This is a genomic window from Actinoallomurus sp. NPDC052274 (genome assembly GCF_040679475.1).
Lineage (GTDB): Bacteria > Actinomycetota > Actinomycetes > Streptosporangiales > Streptosporangiaceae > Actinoallomurus > Actinoallomurus liliacearum.
The window spans coordinates 21,262-42,886 of sequence record NZ_JBFAUT010000034.1 but is presented as its reverse complement, the minus strand read 5'-3'; the positions used below and the strand labels follow the sequence as shown (position 1 = coordinate 42,886).

Annotated in this window: 21 protein-coding genes, 1 pseudogene and 1 riboswitch; of the genes and pseudogenes, 7 read left to right on the top strand and 15 right to left on the bottom strand. The window is 71.4% G+C overall.

From position 1 onward, the window contains the following. The first annotated feature begins 77 nt into the window (after nucleotides 1-77). Nucleotides 78-731 carry a hypothetical protein gene (locus AB0K82_RS26490; RefSeq protein WP_364401691.1) on the top strand — a complete coding sequence of 218 codons (654 nt, stop codon included), beginning with the start codon at nucleotides 78-80 and terminating at the stop codon, nucleotides 729-731. 29 nt (nucleotides 732-760) lie between these two features. Here AB0K82_RS26490 and AB0K82_RS26485 read toward each other — a convergent pair whose 3' ends face one another. Then, nucleotides 761-1,525, bottom strand: a complete 765-nt coding sequence (locus AB0K82_RS26485; RefSeq protein ID WP_364401690.1) for a class I SAM-dependent methyltransferase — start codon at nucleotides 1,523-1,525, stop codon at nucleotides 761-763. A 72-nt stretch (nucleotides 1,526-1,597) separates the two neighbouring features. Between AB0K82_RS26485 and AB0K82_RS26480 the strand changes: the two genes are divergently transcribed. The 5 genes and pseudogenes from AB0K82_RS26480 to AB0K82_RS26460 all read left to right on the top strand — a co-directional run bounded on the left by AB0K82_RS26480 (nucleotide 1,598) and on the right by AB0K82_RS26460 (nucleotide 6,418). Further along, nucleotides 1,598-2,284 carry a (2Fe-2S)-binding protein gene (locus tag AB0K82_RS26480; protein ID WP_364401688.1) on the top strand — a complete coding sequence of 229 codons (687 nt, stop codon included), beginning with the start codon at nucleotides 1,598-1,600 and terminating at the stop codon, nucleotides 2,282-2,284. 163 nt (nucleotides 2,285-2,447) lie between these two features. Then, the gene (locus AB0K82_RS26475; RefSeq protein WP_364401803.1) at nucleotides 2,448-3,629 is read left to right on the top strand and encodes an ROK family transcriptional regulator; all 1,182 of its coding nucleotides are present in this window, start codon (nucleotides 2,448-2,450) and stop codon (nucleotides 3,627-3,629) included. Between the two features lie 211 nt (nucleotides 3,630-3,840). Further along, a complete protein-coding gene (locus tag AB0K82_RS26470; RefSeq protein WP_364401685.1) occupies nucleotides 3,841-4,086 on the top strand; it encodes a hypothetical protein in 246 nt (81 codons plus the stop codon). A gap of 91 nt (nucleotides 4,087-4,177) precedes the next feature. Beyond that, the gene (locus tag AB0K82_RS26465) at nucleotides 4,178-5,386 is read left to right on the top strand and encodes a Gfo/Idh/MocA family oxidoreductase (protein ID WP_364401683.1); all 1,209 of its coding nucleotides are present in this window, start codon (nucleotides 4,178-4,180) and stop codon (nucleotides 5,384-5,386) included. 17 nt (nucleotides 5,387-5,403) lie between these two features. Beyond that, a pseudogene (locus AB0K82_RS26460) lies at nucleotides 5,404-6,418 on the top strand (sugar phosphate isomerase/epimerase family protein). A gap of 94 nt (nucleotides 6,419-6,512) precedes the next feature. Here the strand turns inward: AB0K82_RS26460 and AB0K82_RS26455 are convergent. The 12 genes from AB0K82_RS26455 to uvrC all read right to left on the bottom strand — a co-directional run bounded on the left by AB0K82_RS26455 (nucleotide 6,513) and on the right by uvrC (nucleotide 19,295). Next, nucleotides 6,513-7,196 (bottom strand): ATP-dependent Clp protease proteolytic subunit, encoded by a 684-nt coding sequence (locus AB0K82_RS26455; RefSeq protein WP_364401681.1) that lies wholly within the window; start codon nucleotides 7,194-7,196, stop codon nucleotides 6,513-6,515. Nucleotides 7,197-7,239: 43 nt separating this feature from the next. Continuing rightward, nucleotides 7,240-8,307, bottom strand: a complete 1,068-nt coding sequence (locus AB0K82_RS26450; RefSeq protein WP_364401678.1) for a GNAT family N-acetyltransferase — start codon at nucleotides 8,305-8,307, stop codon at nucleotides 7,240-7,242. A gap of 153 nt (nucleotides 8,308-8,460) precedes the next feature. Further along, the gene (glyA, locus tag AB0K82_RS26445) at nucleotides 8,461-9,726 is read right to left on the bottom strand and encodes a serine hydroxymethyltransferase (RefSeq protein WP_364401675.1); all 1,266 of its coding nucleotides are present in this window, start codon (nucleotides 9,724-9,726) and stop codon (nucleotides 8,461-8,463) included. A gap of 25 nt (nucleotides 9,727-9,751) precedes the next feature. Next, a riboswitch (ZMP/ZTP riboswitch) is annotated at nucleotides 9,752-9,835 on the bottom strand. A 101-nt stretch (nucleotides 9,836-9,936) separates the two neighbouring features. Next, nucleotides 9,937-10,308, bottom strand: coding sequence for an RNA polymerase-binding protein RbpA (locus AB0K82_RS26440; protein ID WP_345347324.1), 372 nt, complete (start codon nucleotides 10,306-10,308; stop codon nucleotides 9,937-9,939). Between the two features lie 74 nt (nucleotides 10,309-10,382). Beyond that, nucleotides 10,383-10,625 carry a preprotein translocase subunit SecG gene (gene secG / locus AB0K82_RS26435; RefSeq protein WP_345347327.1) on the bottom strand — a complete coding sequence of 81 codons (243 nt, stop codon included), beginning with the start codon at nucleotides 10,623-10,625 and terminating at the stop codon, nucleotides 10,383-10,385. A 129-nt stretch (nucleotides 10,626-10,754) separates the two neighbouring features. Continuing rightward, nucleotides 10,755-11,561: a triose-phosphate isomerase gene (gene tpiA, locus AB0K82_RS26430; protein ID WP_364401801.1), complete on the bottom strand. Its 807-nt coding sequence runs from the start codon at nucleotides 11,559-11,561 to the stop codon at nucleotides 10,755-10,757. Continuing rightward, the gene (locus AB0K82_RS26425; RefSeq protein ID WP_364401798.1) at nucleotides 11,558-12,748 is read right to left on the bottom strand and encodes a phosphoglycerate kinase; all 1,191 of its coding nucleotides are present in this window, start codon (nucleotides 12,746-12,748) and stop codon (nucleotides 11,558-11,560) included. Before AB0K82_RS26425 ends, tpiA begins: the two co-directional genes overlap by 4 nt. A 119-nt stretch (nucleotides 12,749-12,867) precedes the next feature. Beyond that, a complete protein-coding gene (gap, locus tag AB0K82_RS26420) occupies nucleotides 12,868-13,872 on the bottom strand; it encodes a type I glyceraldehyde-3-phosphate dehydrogenase (protein ID WP_364401672.1) in 1,005 nt (334 codons plus the stop codon). Between the two features lie 564 nt (nucleotides 13,873-14,436). Continuing rightward, the gene (gene whiA / locus AB0K82_RS26415) at nucleotides 14,437-15,417 is read right to left on the bottom strand and encodes a DNA-binding protein WhiA (protein ID WP_364401669.1); all 981 of its coding nucleotides are present in this window, start codon (nucleotides 15,415-15,417) and stop codon (nucleotides 14,437-14,439) included. 33 nt (nucleotides 15,418-15,450) lie between these two features. Next, a complete protein-coding gene (gene yvcK / locus AB0K82_RS26410; protein ID WP_364401666.1) occupies nucleotides 15,451-16,428 on the bottom strand; it encodes a uridine diphosphate-N-acetylglucosamine-binding protein YvcK in 978 nt (325 codons plus the stop codon). A 6-nt stretch (nucleotides 16,429-16,434) separates the two neighbouring features. Further along, a complete protein-coding gene (gene rapZ / locus AB0K82_RS26405) occupies nucleotides 16,435-17,337 on the bottom strand; it encodes an RNase adapter RapZ (RefSeq protein ID WP_364401665.1) in 903 nt (300 codons plus the stop codon). Further along, a complete protein-coding gene (uvrC, locus tag AB0K82_RS26400; protein WP_364401662.1) occupies nucleotides 17,334-19,295 on the bottom strand; it encodes an excinuclease ABC subunit UvrC in 1,962 nt (653 codons plus the stop codon). The genes rapZ and uvrC overlap by 4 nt, the downstream gene beginning before the upstream one ends. A 147-nt stretch (nucleotides 19,296-19,442) precedes the next feature. Here uvrC and AB0K82_RS26395 point away from each other — a divergent pair, with 147 nt between their 5' ends. Continuing rightward, complete coding sequence (locus AB0K82_RS26395; RefSeq protein WP_364401795.1) at nucleotides 19,443-20,519, top strand: mechanosensitive ion channel domain-containing protein; 1,077 nt, start codon at nucleotides 19,443-19,445, stop codon at nucleotides 20,517-20,519. A gap of 51 nt (nucleotides 20,520-20,570) precedes the next feature. Here the strand turns inward: AB0K82_RS26395 and AB0K82_RS26390 are convergent, their stop codons facing one another. Both AB0K82_RS26390 and AB0K82_RS26385 read right to left on the bottom strand, forming a co-directional pair. Next, entirely contained in the window at nucleotides 20,571-21,065 is a 495-nt protein-coding gene (locus tag AB0K82_RS26390; protein ID WP_364401660.1) for a Rieske (2Fe-2S) protein, read from the bottom strand. A gap of 65 nt (nucleotides 21,066-21,130) precedes the next feature. Further along, a complete protein-coding gene (locus AB0K82_RS26385; RefSeq protein ID WP_345347351.1) occupies nucleotides 21,131-21,550 on the bottom strand; it encodes a Rieske (2Fe-2S) protein in 420 nt (139 codons plus the stop codon). Between the last annotated feature and the right edge of the window lie 75 nt (nucleotides 21,551-21,625).

Below are 21,625 nucleotides of genomic sequence, written 5' to 3'. Positions count from 1 at the left end.
GACGCGAGCGCGAGAGCCCTCCCGCACGCCGGCGGCCTCGTGCCCCTCGTACCGTGCGGCCATATCTCGGAAGACCGATGAAACTGTCCATTACCATTCACCGAGCACGTCTCGGAGCAGTGGAGTTCAAGGTCATCCGACCCGCCCATCCGCTGGTCCACGCCGTGCTGGTCGACCACGATCGGCATCTGGACGCCTATCTCGATGAGGACGCCGCACGTCGAATCGGCGGCCTATGGACGCTCGCCGCCTCTTCACCGCGCTCGCTGATCCACCTGCCGATGCGCGGCAACCAGGCCCCCTCTCTCGAACTGCCCGAGAACGGCACCCGCCGGCTTGATCTCGTCTTGCTTCATCATTCGCTCCAGTTCGCGCCCGCCCGCTGGAAGGAAGTCCGCCGGCGACTCGGCCCAGGCCGTCCGAAGACCGTGACGCTGCCCGACTCAGGACGCACCACCGATGCCGTGATCGACCACGAGGCACGGCGTTACCGGGAGAATCGGGATTTGTTTCACCAGCACCTCCACGCCGAGACCCTGTTCATGACCGGCAGCGCGAACGTGTTCGGGGAGACCGCCCGCCATTTCCACGATGTCGCCCGAAACGGTCCCGGCTACGTCCCCGTCCATCCGAGCTACCCGCACTTCTGCGCGGAGCTCCACTCCAACGACGGCATCCTCGGCAACGCGCGAGAGATCCACATCGAGTACTGCGACCAGTGGGACTCATGATCCAACAGCCTCACCGGCCTCGGGCGGCGTCAGCCGGATGAGGGCCCCAGGCCGGGCGCTCTGCGCAGCAGCGTGAGCATGCGCCAGGCCTCGGGAGAGTCCAGCGGCACGCCCGGGTCGAAGTCGCCGAACTGCGCCTCCACCGTCAGCCCGCCGGCGAGGCGGAGGGCGGCCTCCAGCTCGGTCGCCGTCCAGAACCGGTAGGGCACCACGCCCTGAATGACGTCACCGCCGTCGATGGCGATCGTCACGTGGTCGCGCACGATCTGGGTGATCGGGTCGATCTCGTCCGACGGCTCGCCCCACCGTACGCGGGCGCTGACGCCGTCCTTCTCCACCGCCCAGGCCGCCGAGACCCGGGGCGTCTCGCTGAGCCGGTCGGCCGGGTGGCTCATCTCGATCACCGCCAGTCCGTCGTCGGCGAGGTGTGCGGCGACGCACCGCAGGTACGCGACGAAGGCGTCCAGCGTCATCAGGTGCGCCGTCGAGTCGAGCATGGTGATGACGAGGTCGAAGCGGCGGCCGAGCCGGAAGTCGGTCATGTCGGCCTCGACGACCTCCAGGGGGAGCCCGCTCCCCCGCTCCCGGGCGTAGGCGCACATCTCCGGGCTGAGGTCCAGGGCGGTCGCCGCCACGCCCCGGCGGGCGAACTCCCGGGCGTGCTCGGCGGGGCCCGCCGCGAGTTCGAGGACGTCGCGCGCGTCACCGGCCCAGCGCCGCAGCACGTCCACCTCGGCGCGCACGTCACGGAACGAGCAGGCCAGCTCGTACGCCCATGGATGGTCGTAGATCACCACTCCATGCTCCCAGACCCATGGGGTGGCGCGGTTTGACCGGGTCCGGCGCGCCCGGCAGGCTCGACCCCGATGGAACGCCCCGCGCACCTGACGACGGACACCGCCCTGGCCGACGTGGCCCGGGTGGGGCCGTACTTCGCCGTCGACACCGACCCCGGCATCCCCGACCATCCGCTGTGGCGGCCGCTGACCGCGCTGTACGGCCCGGCGCTGCCCGACCAGGTCGCGGCCGTACGCCTGCGGCTGGGCACGGCCGAGGACCGGGTCGCGGCCTCCCTGTTCTTCCAGGGCGTCGCGGGCCGCCTGTGGTCCCCGGCGCTGGCGACGGCCGTCCTCCACGGCCGCGTCCCGGAGCTCGATCCGGCCCGGACGTACTGGCGGGCCGCCTCTCCCGGCCCGGTCCTGCTGGCGGCGCCGGGCGCACCGGCCCTCCCCGCCGACGCGGCCACGCTGCGCCGCGTCGTCGTGGACGGTCACCTGGCCCCGCTGGTGAGGGCCGTCCGCGCGGTGATCCCGGTCGCGGAAGGGCTGCTGTGGGGCAACGCCGCCTCCGCCCTCGTGGGCGCGCTCACCGTTCTCGCCACGGCCCGCCCGGCGCAGTCGGCCGCGGCGTCCCGGCTGGTCGAGGAACTGCTGGGGACGCCGCCGCTCCAGGCCGCCGGCGACCTCGGCCCGTACGGCTTCCGCCGCCGGAGCTGCTGCCTGTACTACCGGGTCCCCGGCGGCGGCAAGTGCGCCGACTGCGCCCTCCTGTGAGCCGACAGCGCTGATCCGCTCCCGATCCGGCGGAGGGAGATCTGGAAGAGGCTTTGTTCTCCAAGAGAACAAAGTCTGCATGGATGGGAAGATAAGTCTTCCCGAACCGGATAAAGCTCTGTAGCGTGCAGGCCACCAGCTCCTGGAGGACGGCGTGACACGCATGACGGCCCGGCCGGAGAACGCGCACCAGACCCGACTCCTGCGACTGCTCCGCGATGACGGCGCCCGGTCGCGCGCCGAGCTCGGCGAGGTCGTCCGGCTCTCGCGGTCCAAGCTCGCGGTCGAACTCGATCGGCTCGCCGAGCTCCGGCTGGTCGAGCCGGCCGGTCTCGCGGCGTCCCGCGGGGGCCGGCGGTCGAGCATCGTGCGGCTCTCCCCTCGGCTGCGGGTCGTCGGCATCGACATCGGCGCCACGTCGATCGACGTGGCGGTCACCAACGGCGAGCTGGAGATCCTCGGCCACGTCTCCGCTCCCTGCAACGTGCGCGAGGGCCCGGACGTCGTCCTCGATCGGGCGCTGGACCTCCTCGGCAAGCTGCGCGGCGAGGGTCTGGCCGAGGAGATCCACGGAGCGGGGATCGGCGTGCCCGGCCCGGTCAGCTTCCGCGACGGGGTGCCGGTGGTGCCGCCGATCATGCCGGGCTGGGACCGGTTCCCGGTCCGGGAGGCGATCAGCCAGCGACTCGGCTGTCCCGTGCTCGTCGACAACGACGTCAACCTCATGGCGCTCGGCGAGATGCACGCCGGGCTGGCCCGCTCGGTCGACGACTTCCTCATGGTCAAGATCGGGACCGGGGTCGGCTGCGGCATCGTCGTCGACGGCAGGATCTACCGCGGGATGTCCGGCAGCGCCGGCGACATCGGGCACATCGGTGTCGACGACGACGGGCCGACGTGCGTGTGCGGCAACGCGGGCTGTCTGGAGGCGCACTTCAGCGGCGCCGCGCTGGCACGGGACGCGGTGGCGGCCGCCCGCGCGGGAGGCTCCGCGTTCCTCGCGCAGCGGTTGGAGCAGGCGGGCACGCTGACCGCGGTCGACGTGGCGGACGCCGTGGCGGCCGGCGACTCGGTCGCGGTGCGGATGGTCCGCGAGGGCGGGCGGCGGGTCGGTCAGGTGCTCGCCGGTCTCATCAGCTTCTTCAATCCCGGCCTGGTCGTCATCGGCGGGGGCGTCGCGGGACTCGGGCACATCCTGCTCGCCGAGATCCGCGGCGTCGTGTACCGCCGGTCCGCGCCGCTGGCGACGGGCAACCTGCCGATCGTGCTGTCCGAACTCGAGAACACCGCCGGGGTCATCGGGGCGACCCGGCTCATCAGCGACCACATCTTCTCCGCACCGTAGGCCGCCGCGACCGTAGGCGGCCGAAGAGGAGGCCCCGTGCCCGCACCGCCCCTGCTCGTCATGCGCGACATCGTCAAGGACCACCCGGGAGTCCGGGCACTGGACAGAGTCGACCTGGAGGTGCTCCCTCGACGCGCTGTGGAACCACGACGACGACCAGGGCATCGGCGCGCTGCAGGCGATCCGGCAGGCCGGCCGCAAGGACTTCCCGATGGTGGGCGGCGCCGGCTCCAACAGCGCGATGGACGCCATCAAGAAGGACGACAGCGTGCTCAAGGCGACGGCCCTGTACCCGCCGACGATGGCGGCCCCGGCGGTACGCCTCGGCCGCCTGCTCGGGCAGAGCAAGGGCCTGGCCGACCTGGCCGAGCAGGAGATCCCCGCGTCGGTGACGCTGTTCTCGGCCGTGGTGACCAAACAGAACGTCGACACCTACCTTCCGCTGGCGTTCGAGTGAGGCGGACGTCCGGTCCGCCGCCCGTCGGCGGCGGGCCGGCGCCCGCGGAGGTCCCAGGCGAGACGGCGAACGGAACAGGACGGCAATGCCCATGACACAGGAAAGCAGGCCGACGCTGGGCGTCGGCATGGTCGGCTACTCATTCATGGGGCGGGCGCACTCCCATGCCTGGCGGAACGTCGGCGCCTTCTTCGACCTGCCGTACACCCCCGCGATGGTCGCGCTCGCCGGCCGGTCCCGCGACCAGGTCGTCGCGGCGGCGGACCGGCTCGGCTGGCGATCGGCCGAGACGGACTGGCGTGAACTGATCCGCCGCGACGACGTGGACGTCGTCGACATCTGCACACCGGGCGACACGCACGCCGAGATCGCCATCGCGGCGCTGGAGGCGGGCAAGCACGTCCTGTGCGAGAAGCCGCTCGCCAACACGGTCGAGGAGGCCGCCGCGATGGCCGAGGCGGCCGAACGCGCCCGGGCGAACGGCGTGCGCTCGATGGTGGGATTCAGCTACCGCCGGGTGCCCGCCCTCGCCCTGGCCCGCAAGCTCGTCGCGGACGGCCGGCTGGGAGCGATCCGGCACGTCCGCGCGCAGTACCTGCAGGACTGGATCGTCGACCCGGACTTCCCGCTCGTCTGGCGGCTCGACAAGGACAAGGCCGGCTCCGGCGCGCTCGGCGACATCGGCGCCCACATCATCGACGCCGCGCAGTTCGTCACCGGAGAACGGATTCTGGGGGTGTCCGCGCTGATGGAGACCTTCGTCAGGGAACGCCCGCTGGCGGAGGCGTCCACCGGCCTCAGCGCCGCCTCGACCGGCGATCCCGGACGCGGCGAGGTCACCGTCGACGACGCGGCGCTCTTCATCGGCCGGATGTCGGGCGGGGCGGTCGCGTCCTTCGAGGCCACCCGCTTCGCGAACGGCCGGAAGAACGCGCTCCGCCTGGAGATCAACGGATCGGCGGGCAGCCTGGCGTTCGACCTCGAGTCGATGAACGAGCTGTTCTTCTACGACGGCACCGAGGGCTCCGAGGCCGCCGGGTTCCGCCGGATCCTGGTCACCGAGCCGGCGCATCCGTACGCCGGCGCCTGGTGGCCGCCCGGGCACCTGCTCGGCTATGAGCACACGTTCACGCATGAGGTGAGGGACTTCCTGGACGCGATCGGCACGGACACCGACCCGTCGCCGTCCTTCGCGGACGGTCTGCGGGTCCAGGAGGTCCTCGACGCCGTCACGCGCAGTGCGGACCGGAACGGGACCTGGACGACCGTGGGCGGCCCCCGAACCACGCCCGAGACCTGAGACGACTGGAGGAACCCATGCCCCGTCCGATCACCCTGTTCACCGGCCAGTGGGCCGACCTTCCGTCCGTTCGAGGAGGTGTGTCGGCTCGCCTCCGGATGGGGGTACGACGGCCTGGAGATCGCCTGCTGGGGCGATCACTTCGAGGTCGACAAGGCGCTCACCGACGACTCGTACGTGCCGCGCAGGCTGGAACTCCTGGACAAGTACGGCCTCCGGGTCTGGGCGATCTCCAACCACCTCGTCGGCCAGGCGGTCTGCGACCATCCGATCGACGAACGGCACAAGGGCATCCTGCCCGCGCGTGTCTGGGGCGACGGTGAGCCCGAAGGCGTGCGGCGGCGGGCCGCCGAGGAGATGAAGGACACCGCGCGGGCGGCCGCCCGGCTCGGCGTCCGCACGGTCGTGGGCTTCACGGGCTCGTCGATCTGGCACACCGTCGCGATGTTCCCGCCGGTTCCCGAGTCGATGATCGAGGCCGGGTACCGGGACTTCGCCGACCGCTGGAACCCGATCCTCGACGTTTTCGACGACGTCGGCGTCTCCTTCGCGCACGAGGTGCACCCGAGCGAGATCGCCTACGACTACTGGACCACGGTACGGGCGTTGGAGGCGATCGGTCACCGGCCGGCGTTCGGGCTGAACTGGGACCCGTCGCACTTCGTCTGGCAGGAGCTGGATCCGGTCGGCTTCCTGTTCGAGTTCGCCGACCGGATCCGCCATGTCGACTGCAAGGACGCCAAGGTGCGCACCGGAGACGGCCGGCGCGGCCGCCTGTCGTCCCACCTGCCGTGGGCCGACCTGCGCCGTGGCTGGGACTTCATCTCGACCGGCCGCGGCGACGTGCCGTGGGAGGACTGTTTCCGGGCGCTCAACGCGATCGGGTACGACGGGCCGATCTCCATCGAGTGGGAGGACGCCGGCATGGACCGGCTGATGGGCGCGCCGGACGCCCTGGCCTTCGTCCGCCGGCTGGCCGCCATCGAGCCGCCGGCCGCGTCCTTCGACGCGGCCTTCGGCTCCGGGGACTGAGCCGTCCGGCGAGGAGAGCCGCGAGGACGCGCGGGCGCGAGGCGGACCAGGGCGCGGCGGACCGAGACCGGGCGGGCTCTACGGGACGGACGGGCTAGGGCCGGGCGGCCACGGCCTCGACGAGGCCGTAGGCGACCGCCTCGTCGGCGGTCAGGAGACGATCCCGCCGGGCGTCCTCGCGGATCTCCTCGACCGCGCGGCCGGTCGTCTCGGCGAGCCGGACGTAGAATGCGTCGACCTGCCGCCGGTGCGCCTCCTCCCGGGCCGCGACGTCCGTGGCGTCCCCGTGGAAGCCCGCCGACGGCTCGGTCAGCCGCAGCGTCGCGTGCGGTGTCATCTCGCGTCGCCGGGCCGCGGCGAGCACGGCGAGGGCCGGCCCGCCGGTCTGCCCCGCGACGAGCACGTGCACCGGGCAGGAGATGACGCCGATGGTGTCCGCGACGGCGAAGGCCGCCTCGATCTCACCGTCCGGCGTCCACAGGTGGAGCCGGACCGGCTCCTCTCCCGCCGCGTCGAGCGTAACGAGTCTCCCGCACAGCTCGGCGGCGCGGGTGCCGTCGAGCCGGCCGTTGGCCAGGATGATCCGATGCTCGAGCAGCCGGTCGCCGAGGGGGTCGGCCTCGTCCGACGAGGACGGCGAGGACGGCGACCCCGGCCAGGACGGCAGCCCCGGCTGGGACGGCGGCGCTGGTGGGGACGGCGGCCGGTCCGGCCAGGACGGGCGTGCCGGCCGGGCCGGATCACCGGGGAACTCCGGCGGGAACGGCGGCATCGTCATCGGGGACCTCCTCCGCGGGCTCCCTACGACGATAGCCGCCGCGTCACCGCGCCGATCGGACCCGGACCGGCCGCGGGTCGTCCGTACGGTCGGGGCCGAGGGCGATCCGCGCCTCGAGCAACCGCGGGTCGTCGGACGGGCGGAACCGGCCGCCGAGGCCGCCGAGCAGGGCGCGCACGCGGGTGTTGTCCGCGAGCATCGTGGCGCGGACCTCGGCCAGCCCCTGCTCGTGCGCCACGGCGACCAGGTGACGGGCCAGGGCGGCCCCGATGCCCCTGCCCTGCCAGCCGTCCTCGACGAGGAACGCCAGTTCGCCGACGCCCGGGTCCAGCGTGTACATGAGGTGGGCCAGCGCGAGGATCGACCCGTCGGGTCCTTCGGCGGCCAGGGTGAGACCGTGCGCCCGGTCGCAGAAGACCCGCAGGAGCCGCTCGGGGATGTCGTGCCGCGCGCCGAAGTAGCGGCGCCGCCGACTGTCCGCCGAACAGCGGGCGTGCAGGTGCCGTACCGCCTGCGCGTCGAGCGGCGTCAGCGGCCGTACGGTGATCTCGGTGCCGTCCCCGAGGACCAGCCGCCGCCGGGTCGGGGCGGAGCCCTGGGCGGGCAGCAGCGAACGGACCAGGGCGTTGGCGCGGGCGATCTCGGTGAGCGTGAACGGCAGGCCCTCGCGGCGCAGGAGCACCCCGTGAAGGTGCCCGGCGGAGACGGTGAGCGTCGTCGGATCCGGGTCGTCATCGAGCGCGGCGGGCCCGGCGGTCCACTCCGCGCTGTCGGCGCGCAGCAGTTCGGCGAGGATCTCCGGCAGGGCGCGCGGGTTGGACCGCAGGCGTACGGCAAGGGAGAGCGCGCGGCTGGGCTCGTCGATCAGTTCCTGCGGGGTCGCCGGAACGACGCTGGTCCGGCGACCCGATGCCACCGTGACGGCCTCGGTGAGCGCCGCCGCGGTGAGTCCGGTGGGCACGTCCACGACGAACTCGTCCACCACGCCGTCCGCGTCGACCTGGACGGACAGGTCGAGGATGTTCGCGCCCTGCGCCGCCAGCGCGGCGGTCAGGACGGCGAGCCGACCCGGCCGGTCGTCGATCTCGGTGCGTACGCGGAGCAGCGGCATATCATCCCCTTAAGCGACTGAACGCGGCAAGCCTCCCGCACGACTGTTACGCGGTTGCTACACGGCCGTTTCAGCCGGATCAGCGCATCTTCGGGGCGAAAAGGAAGAATCCGGCGCCCCGTGGGTCACCGGATTCTTCCCGTCGGTCGTGGGTCAGGGCGTCGCGGCCCAGCCGGGCATGGGGAAGCCCCCGAGCAGCTCACGGATCTCCGCGGCGACCTTGTCGAGGGCCGCCTCGTCGTCGGCGGCCGTGACGGCCTGGTCGATCGACGCCGCGACGAACGGCATGTGCTCCTCGGTGAGGCCGCGGGTCGTGATCGCGGCGGTGCCGAGCCGGATGCCCGACGGGTTCCACGGCTTGCGCGGGTCGAAGGGCACCGTGTTGAAGTTCAGCTCGATGCCCGCGCGGTCGAGCGCCTTGGCCGCCGGCTTGCCGCCGATCTCCTTGTTCGTGAGGTCGATCAGGATGAGGTGGTTGTCGGTTCCACCGGAGACCAGGTCGAACCCGCGCTCGTTCAGCGCGGCGGCCAGCGCCCGGGCGTTCGCGACGATCTGGCGGGAGTACGCCTTGAAGTCCTCCTGGGCGGCCTCTTTCAGCGCCACCGCGATCGCGGCGGTCGTGTGGTTGTGCGGGCCGCCCTGCAGACCGGGGAAGACCGCCTTGTCGATCGCGGTGGCGTGCTCCTCGGTCGTCAGGATCATGGCACCGCGCGGGCCGCGCAGGGTCTTGTGCGTCGTCGTGGTGATGACGTCGGCGTGCCCGACCGGCGACGGGTGCGCGCCGCCCGCGACGAGCCCGGCGATGTGCGCGATGTCCGCGACGAGGACGGCGCCCACCTCGCGGGCGATCTCGGCGAACGCCGGGAAGTCGATCGTCCGCGGGATCGCGGTGCCGCCGCAGAGGATGACCTTCGGGCGTTCCGCACGGGCGAGGTCGCGTACCTCGTCCAGGTCGATCCGGCCGGTCTCGCGGCCCACGCCGTAGTGCACCGGCCGCAGCCACTTGCCGGTGATCGACACGGGCGACCCGTGGGTGAGGTGGCCGCCGTGGGCGAGTTCCAGCGACAGGAACGTGTCCCCCGGGTTCAGGAACGCCAGGTGGACGGCCAGGTTGGCGGGCGAGCCGGAGTACGGCTGGACGTTGGCGTGGGCGGTGCCGAACAGCTCGCGGGCACGCGCCTTGGCCAGTTCCTCGATGGGGTCGACGACCTGCTGACCCTCGTAGTAGCGCTTGCCGGGATAGCCCTCGGAGTACTTGTTGGTGAGGACGGAGCCGGTCGCCTCCAGCACGGCGGGCGAGACGTAGTTCTCCGAGGCGATGAGACGGATCTTGTCGTGCTGCCGGCGCGCCTCGGCCTCGATCAGCCCGGCCAGGTCGGGATCGGCGGCGGCGAGGTGGGACAGGGGCGGCTGATGCATGGGGCCCTCCAGGTAGAGGCTCGGCTCCCAGCACCCAGGCGCGCGGTGCCAGATCTCTATCGCTCCCCGGTGGTGAACTCCACCTCATGCGCCAGTCGCGGATCACATCCTAACGGACGGCTCCCCCGCCGATCGGGATTCCACGCGGGATGCGATCGGCCCGGTTCCGCCGAGGCGGGACCGGGCCGATCGGTGCTGCGATACGCGGAGCTAGTTGCGAGCGCGCTGCATCGCCGCGTGGATGGCGGCGCGCTCGGCGCGCAGCTTGGCCAGCGCCTCCTCGAGGATGGCCTCGCCGTCGGCGTCGCTGCGCCGCTCCTTCACGTAGGCGAGATGCGTCTTGTAGGGCTCATTGCGCGGCGGCGCCGGCGGGTTCTCGGGGTCCTTACCGGCGGGGAACCCGCACCGAGGACAGTCCCACTGGTCGGGAACCGCGACGTCGGTCGCGAAACTCGGCCGGGACTCGTGCCGGTTCGCGCAGTAGAAGCTCACCCAGACGCGCGGGGCCGCCTCGCCACGCTCGGCCTCTCCCATCGGGCCAGCACCGACTCGGCTACCCCGAATAGCGTTGCCACTACCCACGGACTACTCCTCGCTTCCTTTGCCGCCGCTGCGCGAAGCGGCGGCCGTCAACACACTGCGGGTTCTGCTCGTACTCAGCCGTGATGGCCGTGCTTGAGCAGCAGACCCAGCGCGATGATCGACGCGAACCAGATCACGCCCGCGCCGATCGTGAACCGGTCGAGATTCCGCTCGACCACGGACGACCCGCCGAGTGACGAGCTGATGCCGCCGCCGAACAGGTCCGACAGCCCACCGCCCTTCCCCTTGTGCAGGAGGACGAGCAGCACCATCAGCGCGCTCGTGATGATGAGCACGATGGAGATTGTGATGATCACAGCAGTTCAGCGCTTTCGTGATTCACCCCGCTGCTCGCGGGGAATGTTCGCGTATTCAGGTCATCCGCTACCGAGGGTACGACGTTCCACCGCGTGGTTCAGCAGAAACGCGCAGTCTGATGCGCAAGATCACACGGGTAGCTCGCGATACCTGCAGATCTTGACGAACTCCCCCGCGTCCAGGCTCGCTCCACCGACGAGCGCTCCGTCGATGTCCGGCTTCGCCATGATGCCGGCGATGTTGCCGCCCTTGACGGAGCCCCCGTAGAGGACGCGGACCTGATCGGCGAGGTCTCCACTGTACAGCTCGGCCAGCCGCGTGCGGATCGCGCCGCAGACCTCCTGCGCGTCTTCCGGGGTGGCGACCTCGCCGGTGCCGATCGCCCACACCGGCTCGTACGCGATCACGATGCGCTGCGCCTGGTCGGCCGGAACCTTCTGCAGACCGCCCTCGACCTGGGCGAGCGTGTGGGACAGGTGCTCGCCGGCCTTGCGGACCTCCAGACCCTCGCCGACGCACAGGATCGGCGTCAGGTCCTCCTTGAGGGCCGCCTTCACCTTGGCGTTGACGAGCGTGTCGTCCTCGTGGTGGTACTGGCGGCGCTCGGAGTGCCCGGCCAGGACGTACGTGCAGCCGAGCTTGGCGAGCATCGCGGCGGAGATCTCGCCGGTGTAGGCGCCCTTCTCGTGCGGCGAGATGTCCTGCGCGCCGTACACGAGCTTGAGCTTGTCGGCGTCCACGAGCATCTGGATGCTGCGGATGAAGGTGAACGGCGGCAGCATCGCGACGTCCACCGCCTCGTAGTCGGCGTCCTTGAGGCCGAAGGCGACCTTCTGGACGTGCGCGATGCCCTCGAAGTGGGTGAGGTTCATCTTCCAGTTGCCGGCGATGAGCGGCTTCCGCTGCTGCGGAGCGGGTTTCGATGCCACGATCAGTCCTCCAGGACGGACAGGCCGGGCAGCGTCTTGCCCTCGAGGTACTCGAGGCTCGCGCCGCCACCGGTCGAGATGTGGGAGAAGCCGTCCTCGGGGAGGCCGAGCTTGCGCACGGCCGCGGCCGAGTCGCCGCCGCCGACCACGGTGAACGCGTCCGAGGCGATGAGTGCCTCGGCCACCGCGCGGGTGCCGCCGGCGAAGGCGTCGAACTCGAACACGCCCATCGGGCCGTTCCAGAAGACGGTGGCCGCGTCGGCGAGCTTGCTCGCGAACAGCTCACGGGTGCGCGGGCCGATGTCCAGACCCTCGCGGTCGGCCGGGATGGCGGTGGCGTCGACGGCCTCGTGCTCCGCGTCGGGGGCGAACTCGGTGGCCGCCAGCACGTCGACCGGCAGGACGAGGTCGACGTCGCGCTTGGCCGCCTCCTCGATGAACCCGCGGACCTGGTCGAGCTGGTCCTCCTGCAGCAGCGACCTGCCGACCTCGTGGCCCTGGGCCTTCAGGAAGGTGTACGCCATGCCGCCGCCGATGATCAGGCGGTCGACCTTGCCGAGGAGGTTGGCGATGACGCCGAGCTTGTCGGAGACCTTCGCGCCGCCCAGGACGACGACGTACGGCCGGGCGGGGTCGCCGGTGAGGCGGTGGAGCACGTCGACCTCGGCGGCGATGAGGCCGCCGGCCGCGTGCGGGAGCCGCTGCGGCACGTCGTAGACGCTGGCGTGCTTGCGGTGCACGGCGCCGAAGCCGTCACCGACGTACAGCTCGGCGAGCGCGGCCAGGCGGTCGGCGAACTCGCCGCGCTCGGCGTCGTCCTTGCTGGTCTCGCCGGCCGCGAAGCGGAGGTTCTCCAGGAGGGCGACCTCGCCGTCCTGGAGCGCGTCGACCGTGGCCCGCGCGGAGTCGCCGACGGTGTCGGTGGCGAAGCGGACCTCACGGCCCAGCAGCTCCCCGAGCCGCTCGGCGACGGGCGCCAGCGAGAACTCCGGCTTCACCTGCCCCTTGGGGCGGCCGAGGTGGGCGCAGACGATGACGCGCGCGCCCTTGTCGGCGAGCTTGTTGATGGTCGGGACGCTGGCCCGGATCCGGCCGTCATCCCCGATCACGCCGTCCTGCAGCGGAACGTTGAGGTCCGAACGGACCAGCACCCGCTTACCGCGCACGTCGCCGAGATCGTCGATCGTGGACATGCTCATTGATCGCACTCCTGGTCGTGTCGGAACGAGCGCAGCAGGTCCGGGACCTGCTGCGCTCGTTCGTGGGTTCGCCGTCACCGGCTCACGGCGCGCTCACGCCCGCCGCTCTCGGCTCAGAGACGGGAGCCCACCAGCTTGGTGATGTCGACGAGGCGGTTGGAGTAGCCCCACTCGTTGTCGTACCAGCCGACGACCTTGACCTGGTCGCCGATCACCTTGGTGAGCCCGGAGTCGAAGATGCAGGACGCCGGGTCGGTGACGATGTCGCTGGAGACGATCGGGTCCTCGGTGTAGGTGAGGATCCCGCGCAGCGGGCCCTCGGCCGCGTCGCGCAGCGCCGCGTTGACCTCCTCGACGCTGGTCTCGCGGCCCACCGTGACGGTGAGGTCGGTGGCCGAGCCGGTCGGCACCGGAACACGCAGCGCGTAGCCGTCGAGCTTGCCCTTGAGCTGCGGCAGCACGAGGCCGATGGCCTTGGCGGCGCCGGTGCTGGTCGGGACGATGTTCAAGGCGGCGGCGCGGGCGCGGCGCAGGTCCTTGTGCGGGCCGTCCTGGAGGTTCTGGTCCTGGGTGTAGGCGTGGATCGTGGTCATCAGACCGCGCTCGATGCCGAACGTGTCGTGGATGACCTTGGCCATCGGGCCCAGGCAGTTGGTGGTGCAGGACGCGTTCGAGATGACCGTGTGGAGCGCCGGGTCGTAGGCGTCGTCGTTCACGCCCATCACGATCGTGACGTCCTCGTTCTTGGCCGGCGCGGAGATGATGACCTTCTTCGCGCCGTTCTCGACGTGGACCTTCGCCTTGTTGGCGTCGGTGAACAGGCCGGTCGACTCGATGACGATGTCGACGCCCAGGTCGCCCCAGGGCAGCTTGGCCGGGTCACGCTCGGCGAAGGCCTTGATGGACTTGCCGCCCACGGTGATCTCGTCCGCGCCGGCCTTCACCTCTTCGGGCAGCCGGCCGAGAATGCTGTCGTACTTCAGCAGGTGGGCGAGCGTGGCGTTGTCGGTGAGGTCGTTGACCGCCACGATCTCGACATCGCCACCGGCGGCGTTCAGCGCTCGCCAGAAGTTGCGGCCGATGCGGCCGAAGCCGTTAACGCCAACCCGGATGGTCACGGCACCGATCTCCTCATGCTTCGCGCCCCCGGAGGCACCCAGGGGCCTGTGAACCTGACGTGTGCTCTCGTGGTCGACCCTACCGAACCCGTCGTGACGTGACTGTAACCACCGGGCCGGAACGACCGGTCCGCCGCCCTGCCGGGAGCCAACATCCGAATGGCGGGCGGCGGACCATGCCCAGCGTAATTGGTCTAGACCTAATGGTCTAGACCAAATCGATACAGATCACCCCATATGCCCCCGAGTGATTCGCATCACTCCAGACCGCCGCCGACGAGGGCGGCGACGGCACCGAAGATCGCCCGTCACCGCGGTACCTCGCCGGTACGACCATCGCCCCGACCCGGCGTGGGCCATCCGCCGGGGCCGGCGGACGCGAGCCGGCCCGCGCGGGCGTCGAGACGGCGGGGGGTGGTCATCGGGTTCGGCGCTATCACCGTGATCGGCTGATCCGCCGGATCAGGGCGCGCACGGCCCGTCGGCGAGGTGCGGGCACCGTCCGCGCGACCGTTCAGGGCGTCCACGGGCCCGTCAGTGAGCTGCGGGGATACGCCCGGCCGATCAGGGCGCGAGCATGTCGGCGGTGACGTTCGCCTCGGTGCCCGCGATGCCCTGGTCCATGGCGCGCTTGTCGGCCATGGCCAGCAGGCGCCGGATCCGGCCGGCGATGGCGTCCTTGGTCAACGGCGGGTCGGCGAGCTGTCCGAGCTCCTCCAGCGACGCCTGCTTGTGCTCCAGCCGCAGCCGGCCGGCGGCCACGAGGTGCTCGGGCGCGTCGTCGGAGAGGATCTCCAGGGCGCGCGCGACCCGCGCTCCGGCCGCGACCGCCGCCCGCGCGGAGCGACGGAGGTTCGCGTCGTCGAAATTGGCCAGGCGGTTCGCGGTCGCGCGCACCTCCCGGCGCATCCGGCGCTCCTCCCAGGCGAGCACCGAGTCGTGCGCGCCCAGCCGGGTCAGCAGCGCCGAGATCGCGTCGCCGTCGCGGACGACGACGCGGTCCACGCCCCGCACCTCGCGCGCCTTGGCGTGGATCCTCAGCCGCCGCGCCGCGCCGACCAGCGCCAGGGCCGCCTCCGGCCCCGGGCAGGTCACCTCCAGGGACATGGAACGACCGGGCTCGGTCAGCGAGCCGTGCGCCAGGAACGCCCCCCGCCACGCCGACTCGGCGTCGCAGGCGCCGCCGGCCACGACGTGCCGGGGCAGGCCGCGGACCGGGCGGCCGTTGTTGTCGATCAGCCCGGTCTGGCGCGCCAGGGACTCACCGTCGCGGAACACTCGGACGACGTACCGGTTGCCCTTGCGCAGGCCGCTCGGCGCCAGCACCACCACGTCGGAGCTGTGCCCGAAGACCTCCGCCAGGTCCTTGCGCAGACGTCGCGCCGCGGCTCCGGTGTCGAGCTCGGCCTCGATCACGATGCGCCCGCTGACAATGTGCAGTCCTCCGGCGAAGCGCAGCAGCGTCGACACCTCGGACTTGCGGCAGCACGGCTTCATGACGGACAGCCTGCTCAGCTCGTCCTTCACCACGCCGGTCATCGCCATGGATGTGATCCTCCCCCTGTAGCCATCATCCCGTCAGGGCAGTCTCGCCGAATCTTGCCGGGGACAGTGGCCGCTGACAAAGATCTGTGCGAACGCTTGGGCCAACCGTGCCGGATCATGCCGTGGAGATCCATCTCCCGCCGCCACGTCGGCCAGCACCAGCGTCCCTCCGAGGGTACGTGCCGCCTTTTCTACGACATCGCGCTCCTCGACGACATTCCGGTCGGCGAGGACGATATCGACCCTGAGGTCGGGGGCGTGCGCCCGCAGCACCTCCAGGTGCCGCTGCGGCGAGAAGTCGTCGGTCTCGCCGGGCTGGGGTTCGAGGTTGAGCGCGACGATCCGCCGGGCCGGCGTGCGCAGCAGGGCACTCGCCAGCTCCGGCACCTTCAGGTGGGGCAGCACGCTGGTGAACCAGGAGCCGGGCCCGAAGACGACCCAGTCGGCCTCCTCGATGGCGCGCAGGGCGTCCGGGGACGCGGGCGGGTCCGGCGGGACCAGCGAGACGCTGAGCACCTGTCCCGGCGTCTTGGCGCAGGCGACCTGGCCCCGGACATGCGTGATCTCCTGCGGCCGCTCCGGGTCGGCGCCCCGGACCTCCGCGACGATGTCGAGCGGCACGGACGCCATGGGCAGCACCCGGCCCTGCGCGCCCAGCAGCCGTCCCATCCAGTCCAGGCCCGCGACCGGATCGTCGAGCAGCTCCCACAGCGCGACCATGAGCAGGTTGCCCATCGCGTGCCCGTGCAGCTCGCCCTCGCTGCGGAAGCGGTGCTGGACGACCTCGCTCCAGGTGCGCCCCCAGTCGTCGTCGCGGCACAGCGCGGCCAGCGCCATGCGCAGGTCCCCGGGCGGCAGGACGCCGAGCTCCCGGCGCAGCCGGCCGCTGGAACCACCGTCGTCGGCGACGGTCACGACGGCCGTGAGCCGGTCGGTCACCCGGCGCAGCGCGGACAGCGAGGCGAACAATCCGTGCCCTCCGCCGAGGGCGACGACCTTGGGGGAAGTCACGTGTGGTTATTCCCGTCCCAGATCCCGGTGGACGACCCTTACCTCGAGCCCCTCATCGCCCAGTCGGGCGCCGAACTGCTCGGCCATCGCGACACTGCGGTGCTTGCCGCCGGTACAGCCGACGGCGAGCGTGACGTAGTGCTTGCCCTCGCGCTCGTACCCCTCCGCGAGCAGCCGCAGCACCTCGGTGTAGGCGTCGAGGAACTCCTTGGCCCCCGGCCGGGACAGCACGTAGTCGCGTACCGCCGTGTCCCGTCCGTTCTGCGGGCGCAGCTCGGGGATCCAGTGCGGGTTCGGCAGGAACCGGCAGTCGACGACGAGGTCGGCGTCGACGGGCAGGCCGTACTTGTAGCCGAAGGAGACGACGGTCGCGCGCAGGCTCGACTCCCCCGCCTCGCCGCCGAAGAACTCCACGATCTTGGCGCGCAGCTCGTGGACGTTCAGCGCGCTGCTGTCGAGGACGAGATCCGCCTCGGCACGGACGTCGCGCAGCAGCTCGCGCTCGCGGGCGATGCCGTCGACGATCCGGCCGTCGCCCTGCAGCGGGTGCGGCCGGCGTACGCTCTCGAAGCGGCGGACGAGGACATCGTCGGACGCCTCCAGGAAGACCACCCGGGGGTGCGCGCCGCGCGCCTCCAGATCGTCGAAGGCCGACTGCAGGTCGGTCGTGAAGGCCCGGCTGCGCACGTCGACGACGACCGCGATGCGCGGCACCGCCCCCTGGCCGCGCTCGGCGAGGTCGGCCATCGTCGCCAGCAGACCGGGCGGCAGGTTGTCGACGACGAACCAGTCCAGGTCCTCCAGTGACTTGGCGGCCGTGCTCCGCCCCGCACCGGACATCCCGGTGATGATCACAATGTCGGGCACTTGTGGGCCGCCCGGCAGATTGGCCCCTGTCGCGTGGTTCACGTCTCTTCTCCCCCGTCCTGCGCGCCGGTCACCGCCCCGTCGTGGGCGTGCAGCGCCGCGACGATGTTCTCAGCCGTGCGGCGCCCGATGCCAGGAACCTCGGCGATCTGGTCGGGGCCGGCCTGCTTGAGCATCTTCACGGATCCGAAATGCTTGATCAGCGCCTTGCGACGGCCCGGCCCCAGGCCGGGGACGTCGTCGAGCTCGCTGACGAGCATGCCCTTGCTGCGCTTGGTCCGGTGGTACCGGATGGCGAAGTCGTGCGCCTGGTCCCGCAGCCGCTGAACGAGGTACATCGCCTCGCTGTTGCGCGGCAGGATGACCGGGTCCTCCTCGTCGGGCAGCCAGAGCTCCTCCAGGCGCTTGGCGATGCCGCACACGTCCACGTCGTCGATGCCGAGCTCGTCGAGCGCCCGCTGGGCGGCCGCCACCTGCGGCGGGCCGCCGTCGACGACCACGAGGTTGGGCGGGTAGGCGAACCTGCGGGGCCGGCCCGTCTCCGGGTCGATCGGCCCGCCGGCCTCCGGCTCGCCCAGGACGTCCAGCTCGCCGGTCTTCTCGGTCTCCTCCAGGTAGCGCTTGAACCGGCGGCGGATCACCTCGTGGATCGAGCGGACGTCGTCCTGGCCCTCGACCGTCTTGATGGAGAACCGCCGGTATTCGCTCTTGCGCGCCAGACCGTCCTCGAAGACGACCATCGACGCGACGACGTTGGTGCCCTGGAGGTTCGAGACGTCGTAGCACTCCATGCGCAGCGGCGCCTGGTCCAGGTCGAGGGCGTCCTGCAGCTCCTGCAGGCCCTTGCTGCGGGTCGTCAGGTCGGTCGCGCGGCGCGTCTTGTGCTGCTTGAACGCCTCGACGGCGTTGCGCTCGACGGTCTCCATCAACGTCTTCTTGTCGCCCCGCTGGGGCACGCGCAGGTCGACCCGGCCGCCCCGGTGCTCGGCCAGCAGCTCCACGACCGCGTCGGTGTCGGGCGGCAGCGCGGGGACCAGGATCTCGCGGGGCACCGCCTCCGGCGCGGCCTCGCCGTACATCTGCAGCAGGAACTGCTCGACGAGCTCGCCGGTCGTGACGTCGTCGACCTTGTCGACCACCCAGCCGCGCTGGCCGCGGATGCGCCCGCCGCGCACGTAGAAGACCTGGACGGCGGCCTCGAGCTGGTCGTCGGCGAAGGCGACGACGTCGCAGTCTGTCGTGTCGCCCAGCACCACCGCCTGCTTCTCCAGCGCCCGCTGCAGGGCCCGGATGTCGTCGCGCAGGCGGGCCGCGCGCTCGTACTCCTGGTCGGCCGCGGCCGCCTTCATGTCCTTCTCGAGCGCCTTGATGAACCGGGCCGTGTCGCCCGCCATGAAGTCGCAGAAGTCCTCGGCGAGCTCCCGGTGGGCCTGCTCGGTCACCCGGCCGACGCACGGCGCGGAGCACTTGCCGATGTCGCCGAGCAGGCACGGCCGGTCCATCCGGCGCTGCCGCTGGAAGACCCCGGCCGAGCAGGTGCGCACCGGGAAGACCCGCAGCAACTGGTCGACGGTCTCGCGGATCGCCCACGCGTGGGAGTAGGGGCCGAAGTAGCGGACGCCCTTCTTCTTCGCGCCGCGCATGACCTGCACGCGCGGGACGTCCTCGTGCATGGTCACCGCGAGGTACGGATAGGACTTGTCGTCGCGGTACTTGACGTTGAACCGCGGGTCGAACTCCTTGATCCAGGAGTACTCCAGCTGCAGCGCCTCGACCTCGGTGCGCACGACCGTCCAGTCGACGCCGGTGGCGGTCTGCAGCATGGTCTGGGTGCGCGGATGCAGGCCCGCGAAGTCGGCGAAGTAGGAGTTGAGCCGGGCGCGGAGGCTCTTGGCCTTGCCCACGTAGATGACCCGGCCGGTCCCGTCGCGGAAGCGGTACACCCCGGGAGACTCGGGGACGGAGCCGGGCGCGGGCCGATAGGTCGCCGGATCTGCCACGTCGCCAGCCTAGTCCGCGCGGCGGACAGGGTGGCTTCTGTGACGAAATGTGGTGACTCGGGTCACTTGTGCGGATTGGCGATTTGTGGGAACGACGGCGTCACGGGGCCAAGGGTTCAGTCATCGACCTGAAGGGGGACCTTGATCGTGTCGACCGTCACCGCGCTGGCCGTACTCGTCGGATCGGTACTGCTCGGCCTGCTGGTGGTGGAGATCCTTCGCCGTGCGCTCACGAGCCGGCTCGTCTCACGCTGGCCGCTGGCCCCACCGATCGTCCGGCGCTGCGTCAAGCCCGGCTTCACCCTCGCGTTCGCGGCCGGCGCCACGGCCGGACTGCCGCCGCGCGAGGTTCTCGGCCGGTCCGCGCCCGACGTCCGCCACGCGCTGTCACTCCTCGTCATCGCGTCGCTGACCTGGCTGATCATCCAGGCGGCCTACGCCACGACCGACGTGGCCCTCGACCACCTCACCAAGATCGAAGGCGACCGGAACGTCCGCGCCCGGCGGGTGCGCACGCAGGTGATGCTCCTACGCCGCACCTGCGCGGCGGTCGTCGTGATCATCGCGGTGTCGTCCATGCTGTTCACGTTCCCGGCCGTACGGGCGGTGGGCGCGGGCCTGCTGGCCTCGGCGGGCATCGCCGGCATCGTCGCCGGCATCGCCGCCCAGTCGACGCTGAGCAACGTCTTCGCCGGACTGCAGCTGGCCTTCAGCGACGCCCTGCGGATCGACGACGTCCTCGTCGTGGAGGGCCAGTGGGGCCGCATCGAGGAGCTGACCCTCACGTACGTCGTGCTGCGGCTGTGGGACGAACGGCGGCTCGTGCTCCCCGTGTCGTACTTCGTGCACAACTCCTTCGAGAACTGGACCCGGCACACCTCACGGGTGATCGGCACGGTGCTGCTGCACGTGGACTGGAGCGTTCCCGTCGAGGAGCTGCGGACGGAGCTGTACGGGTTCCTGCGCGACCATCCCCTCTGGGACCAGAAGGACTGGGTGTTGCAGGTGACCGACGTGCTGCCGAACGGCCTGGTCCAGGTACGCGCGCTCATGAGCGCGCACGACTCGGCCAGCGCGTTCGACCTGCGCTGCGACGTCCGCGAGCACCTCATCGCCTACATCCGGGAGAAGTACCCGTCGGCGCTCCCCCGCTTCCGCGCCGACACCGGGGCCCTTCCGCAGAACGCCGCGTGGACCGACGATCAGTCCGCCCCGCACGCCTGAGTTCGACCAGGCCTGACGGGGCGTCAGGCCCGGCCGGGCCTCGGGCGGCGTTCAGGCGAGCTTGATCTCGCCGTTCTCCACCTTGACGGACTTGCGCGGCAGCGGCGTCGCGGCCGGGCCGTTCGCGACGGAACCATCGCTGATCTTGAACTTGCTGCCGTGGCAGGGGCAGTTGATGGTGCCGCCGTTCACCGAGTCGACGGTGCAGCCGCGGTGGGTGCAGATCGCGCTGAACGCCGCGAACTCCCCCTGCTTCGGCTGGGTGACGACGACCTTGCGGTCCTTGAAGACCTTCCCGCCGCCCACGGGGATGTCGGCGGCCTTGCCCAGCGCTCCGCCGTCGCCGCCGCCCGTCGGGGCCGCTGCCCCGCCGCCACCGTGTTCGGAGCCGCCGGAGCCGTTCGACGAGCTCCCGCAGGCGGCGAGTGTTCCGGCGACGCCGACCAGACCGACGCCGAGCAGCATCCCGCGGCGCGTCGCCCCGGGTTCGACGCGGGTCTCGGTCTCTTCGGCGTCGGCCGGCGCGGCCGAGGGATCGAACGGCATGTGGTCCTCCTCGTGTTCGGGCCTACATCCGGGTTCCACGAAGGAGCGATGCGTTCGGTTCAACGCTAGTCGACGATTATTCCGTCGCCCTGCAGCCGTACCGTGAACTCCTGCAGCGGCGCGCCGGCCGGGCCCTGCTTGACCGAGCCGTCCGTCGCGTTGAACTCGCTGCCGTGACAGGGACAGGTGATCACGCCGTTCTCGGGGCTGCCGACGGTGCATCCCTGGTGCGTACAGGTCGCGGTGAACGCCTTGAACGTCCCCTGTGACGGCTGCGCCACGACGATCTTCCACTTGTCGATGACCTTGCCGCCGCCGACGGGGATCTCCCCGGTCCGGGCGATCACCTTGCCTTTGATCCCGGGCGGCACGATGGCCTTCGCCGATCGTGTCCCGCACGCGCCGAGGCCGAGCATTCCCGCCCCCGCCAGACCCGCCGTGCCCAGCAACCGCCGCCGCGAGCAGCCGACCGCTTCGTCAGTCATCGATCTCCCCGGAAAGATCATCTACTACACGCTGTAGTACTTCTCCGTCATGCTATCGCCCGGTTCGGGAGGGGA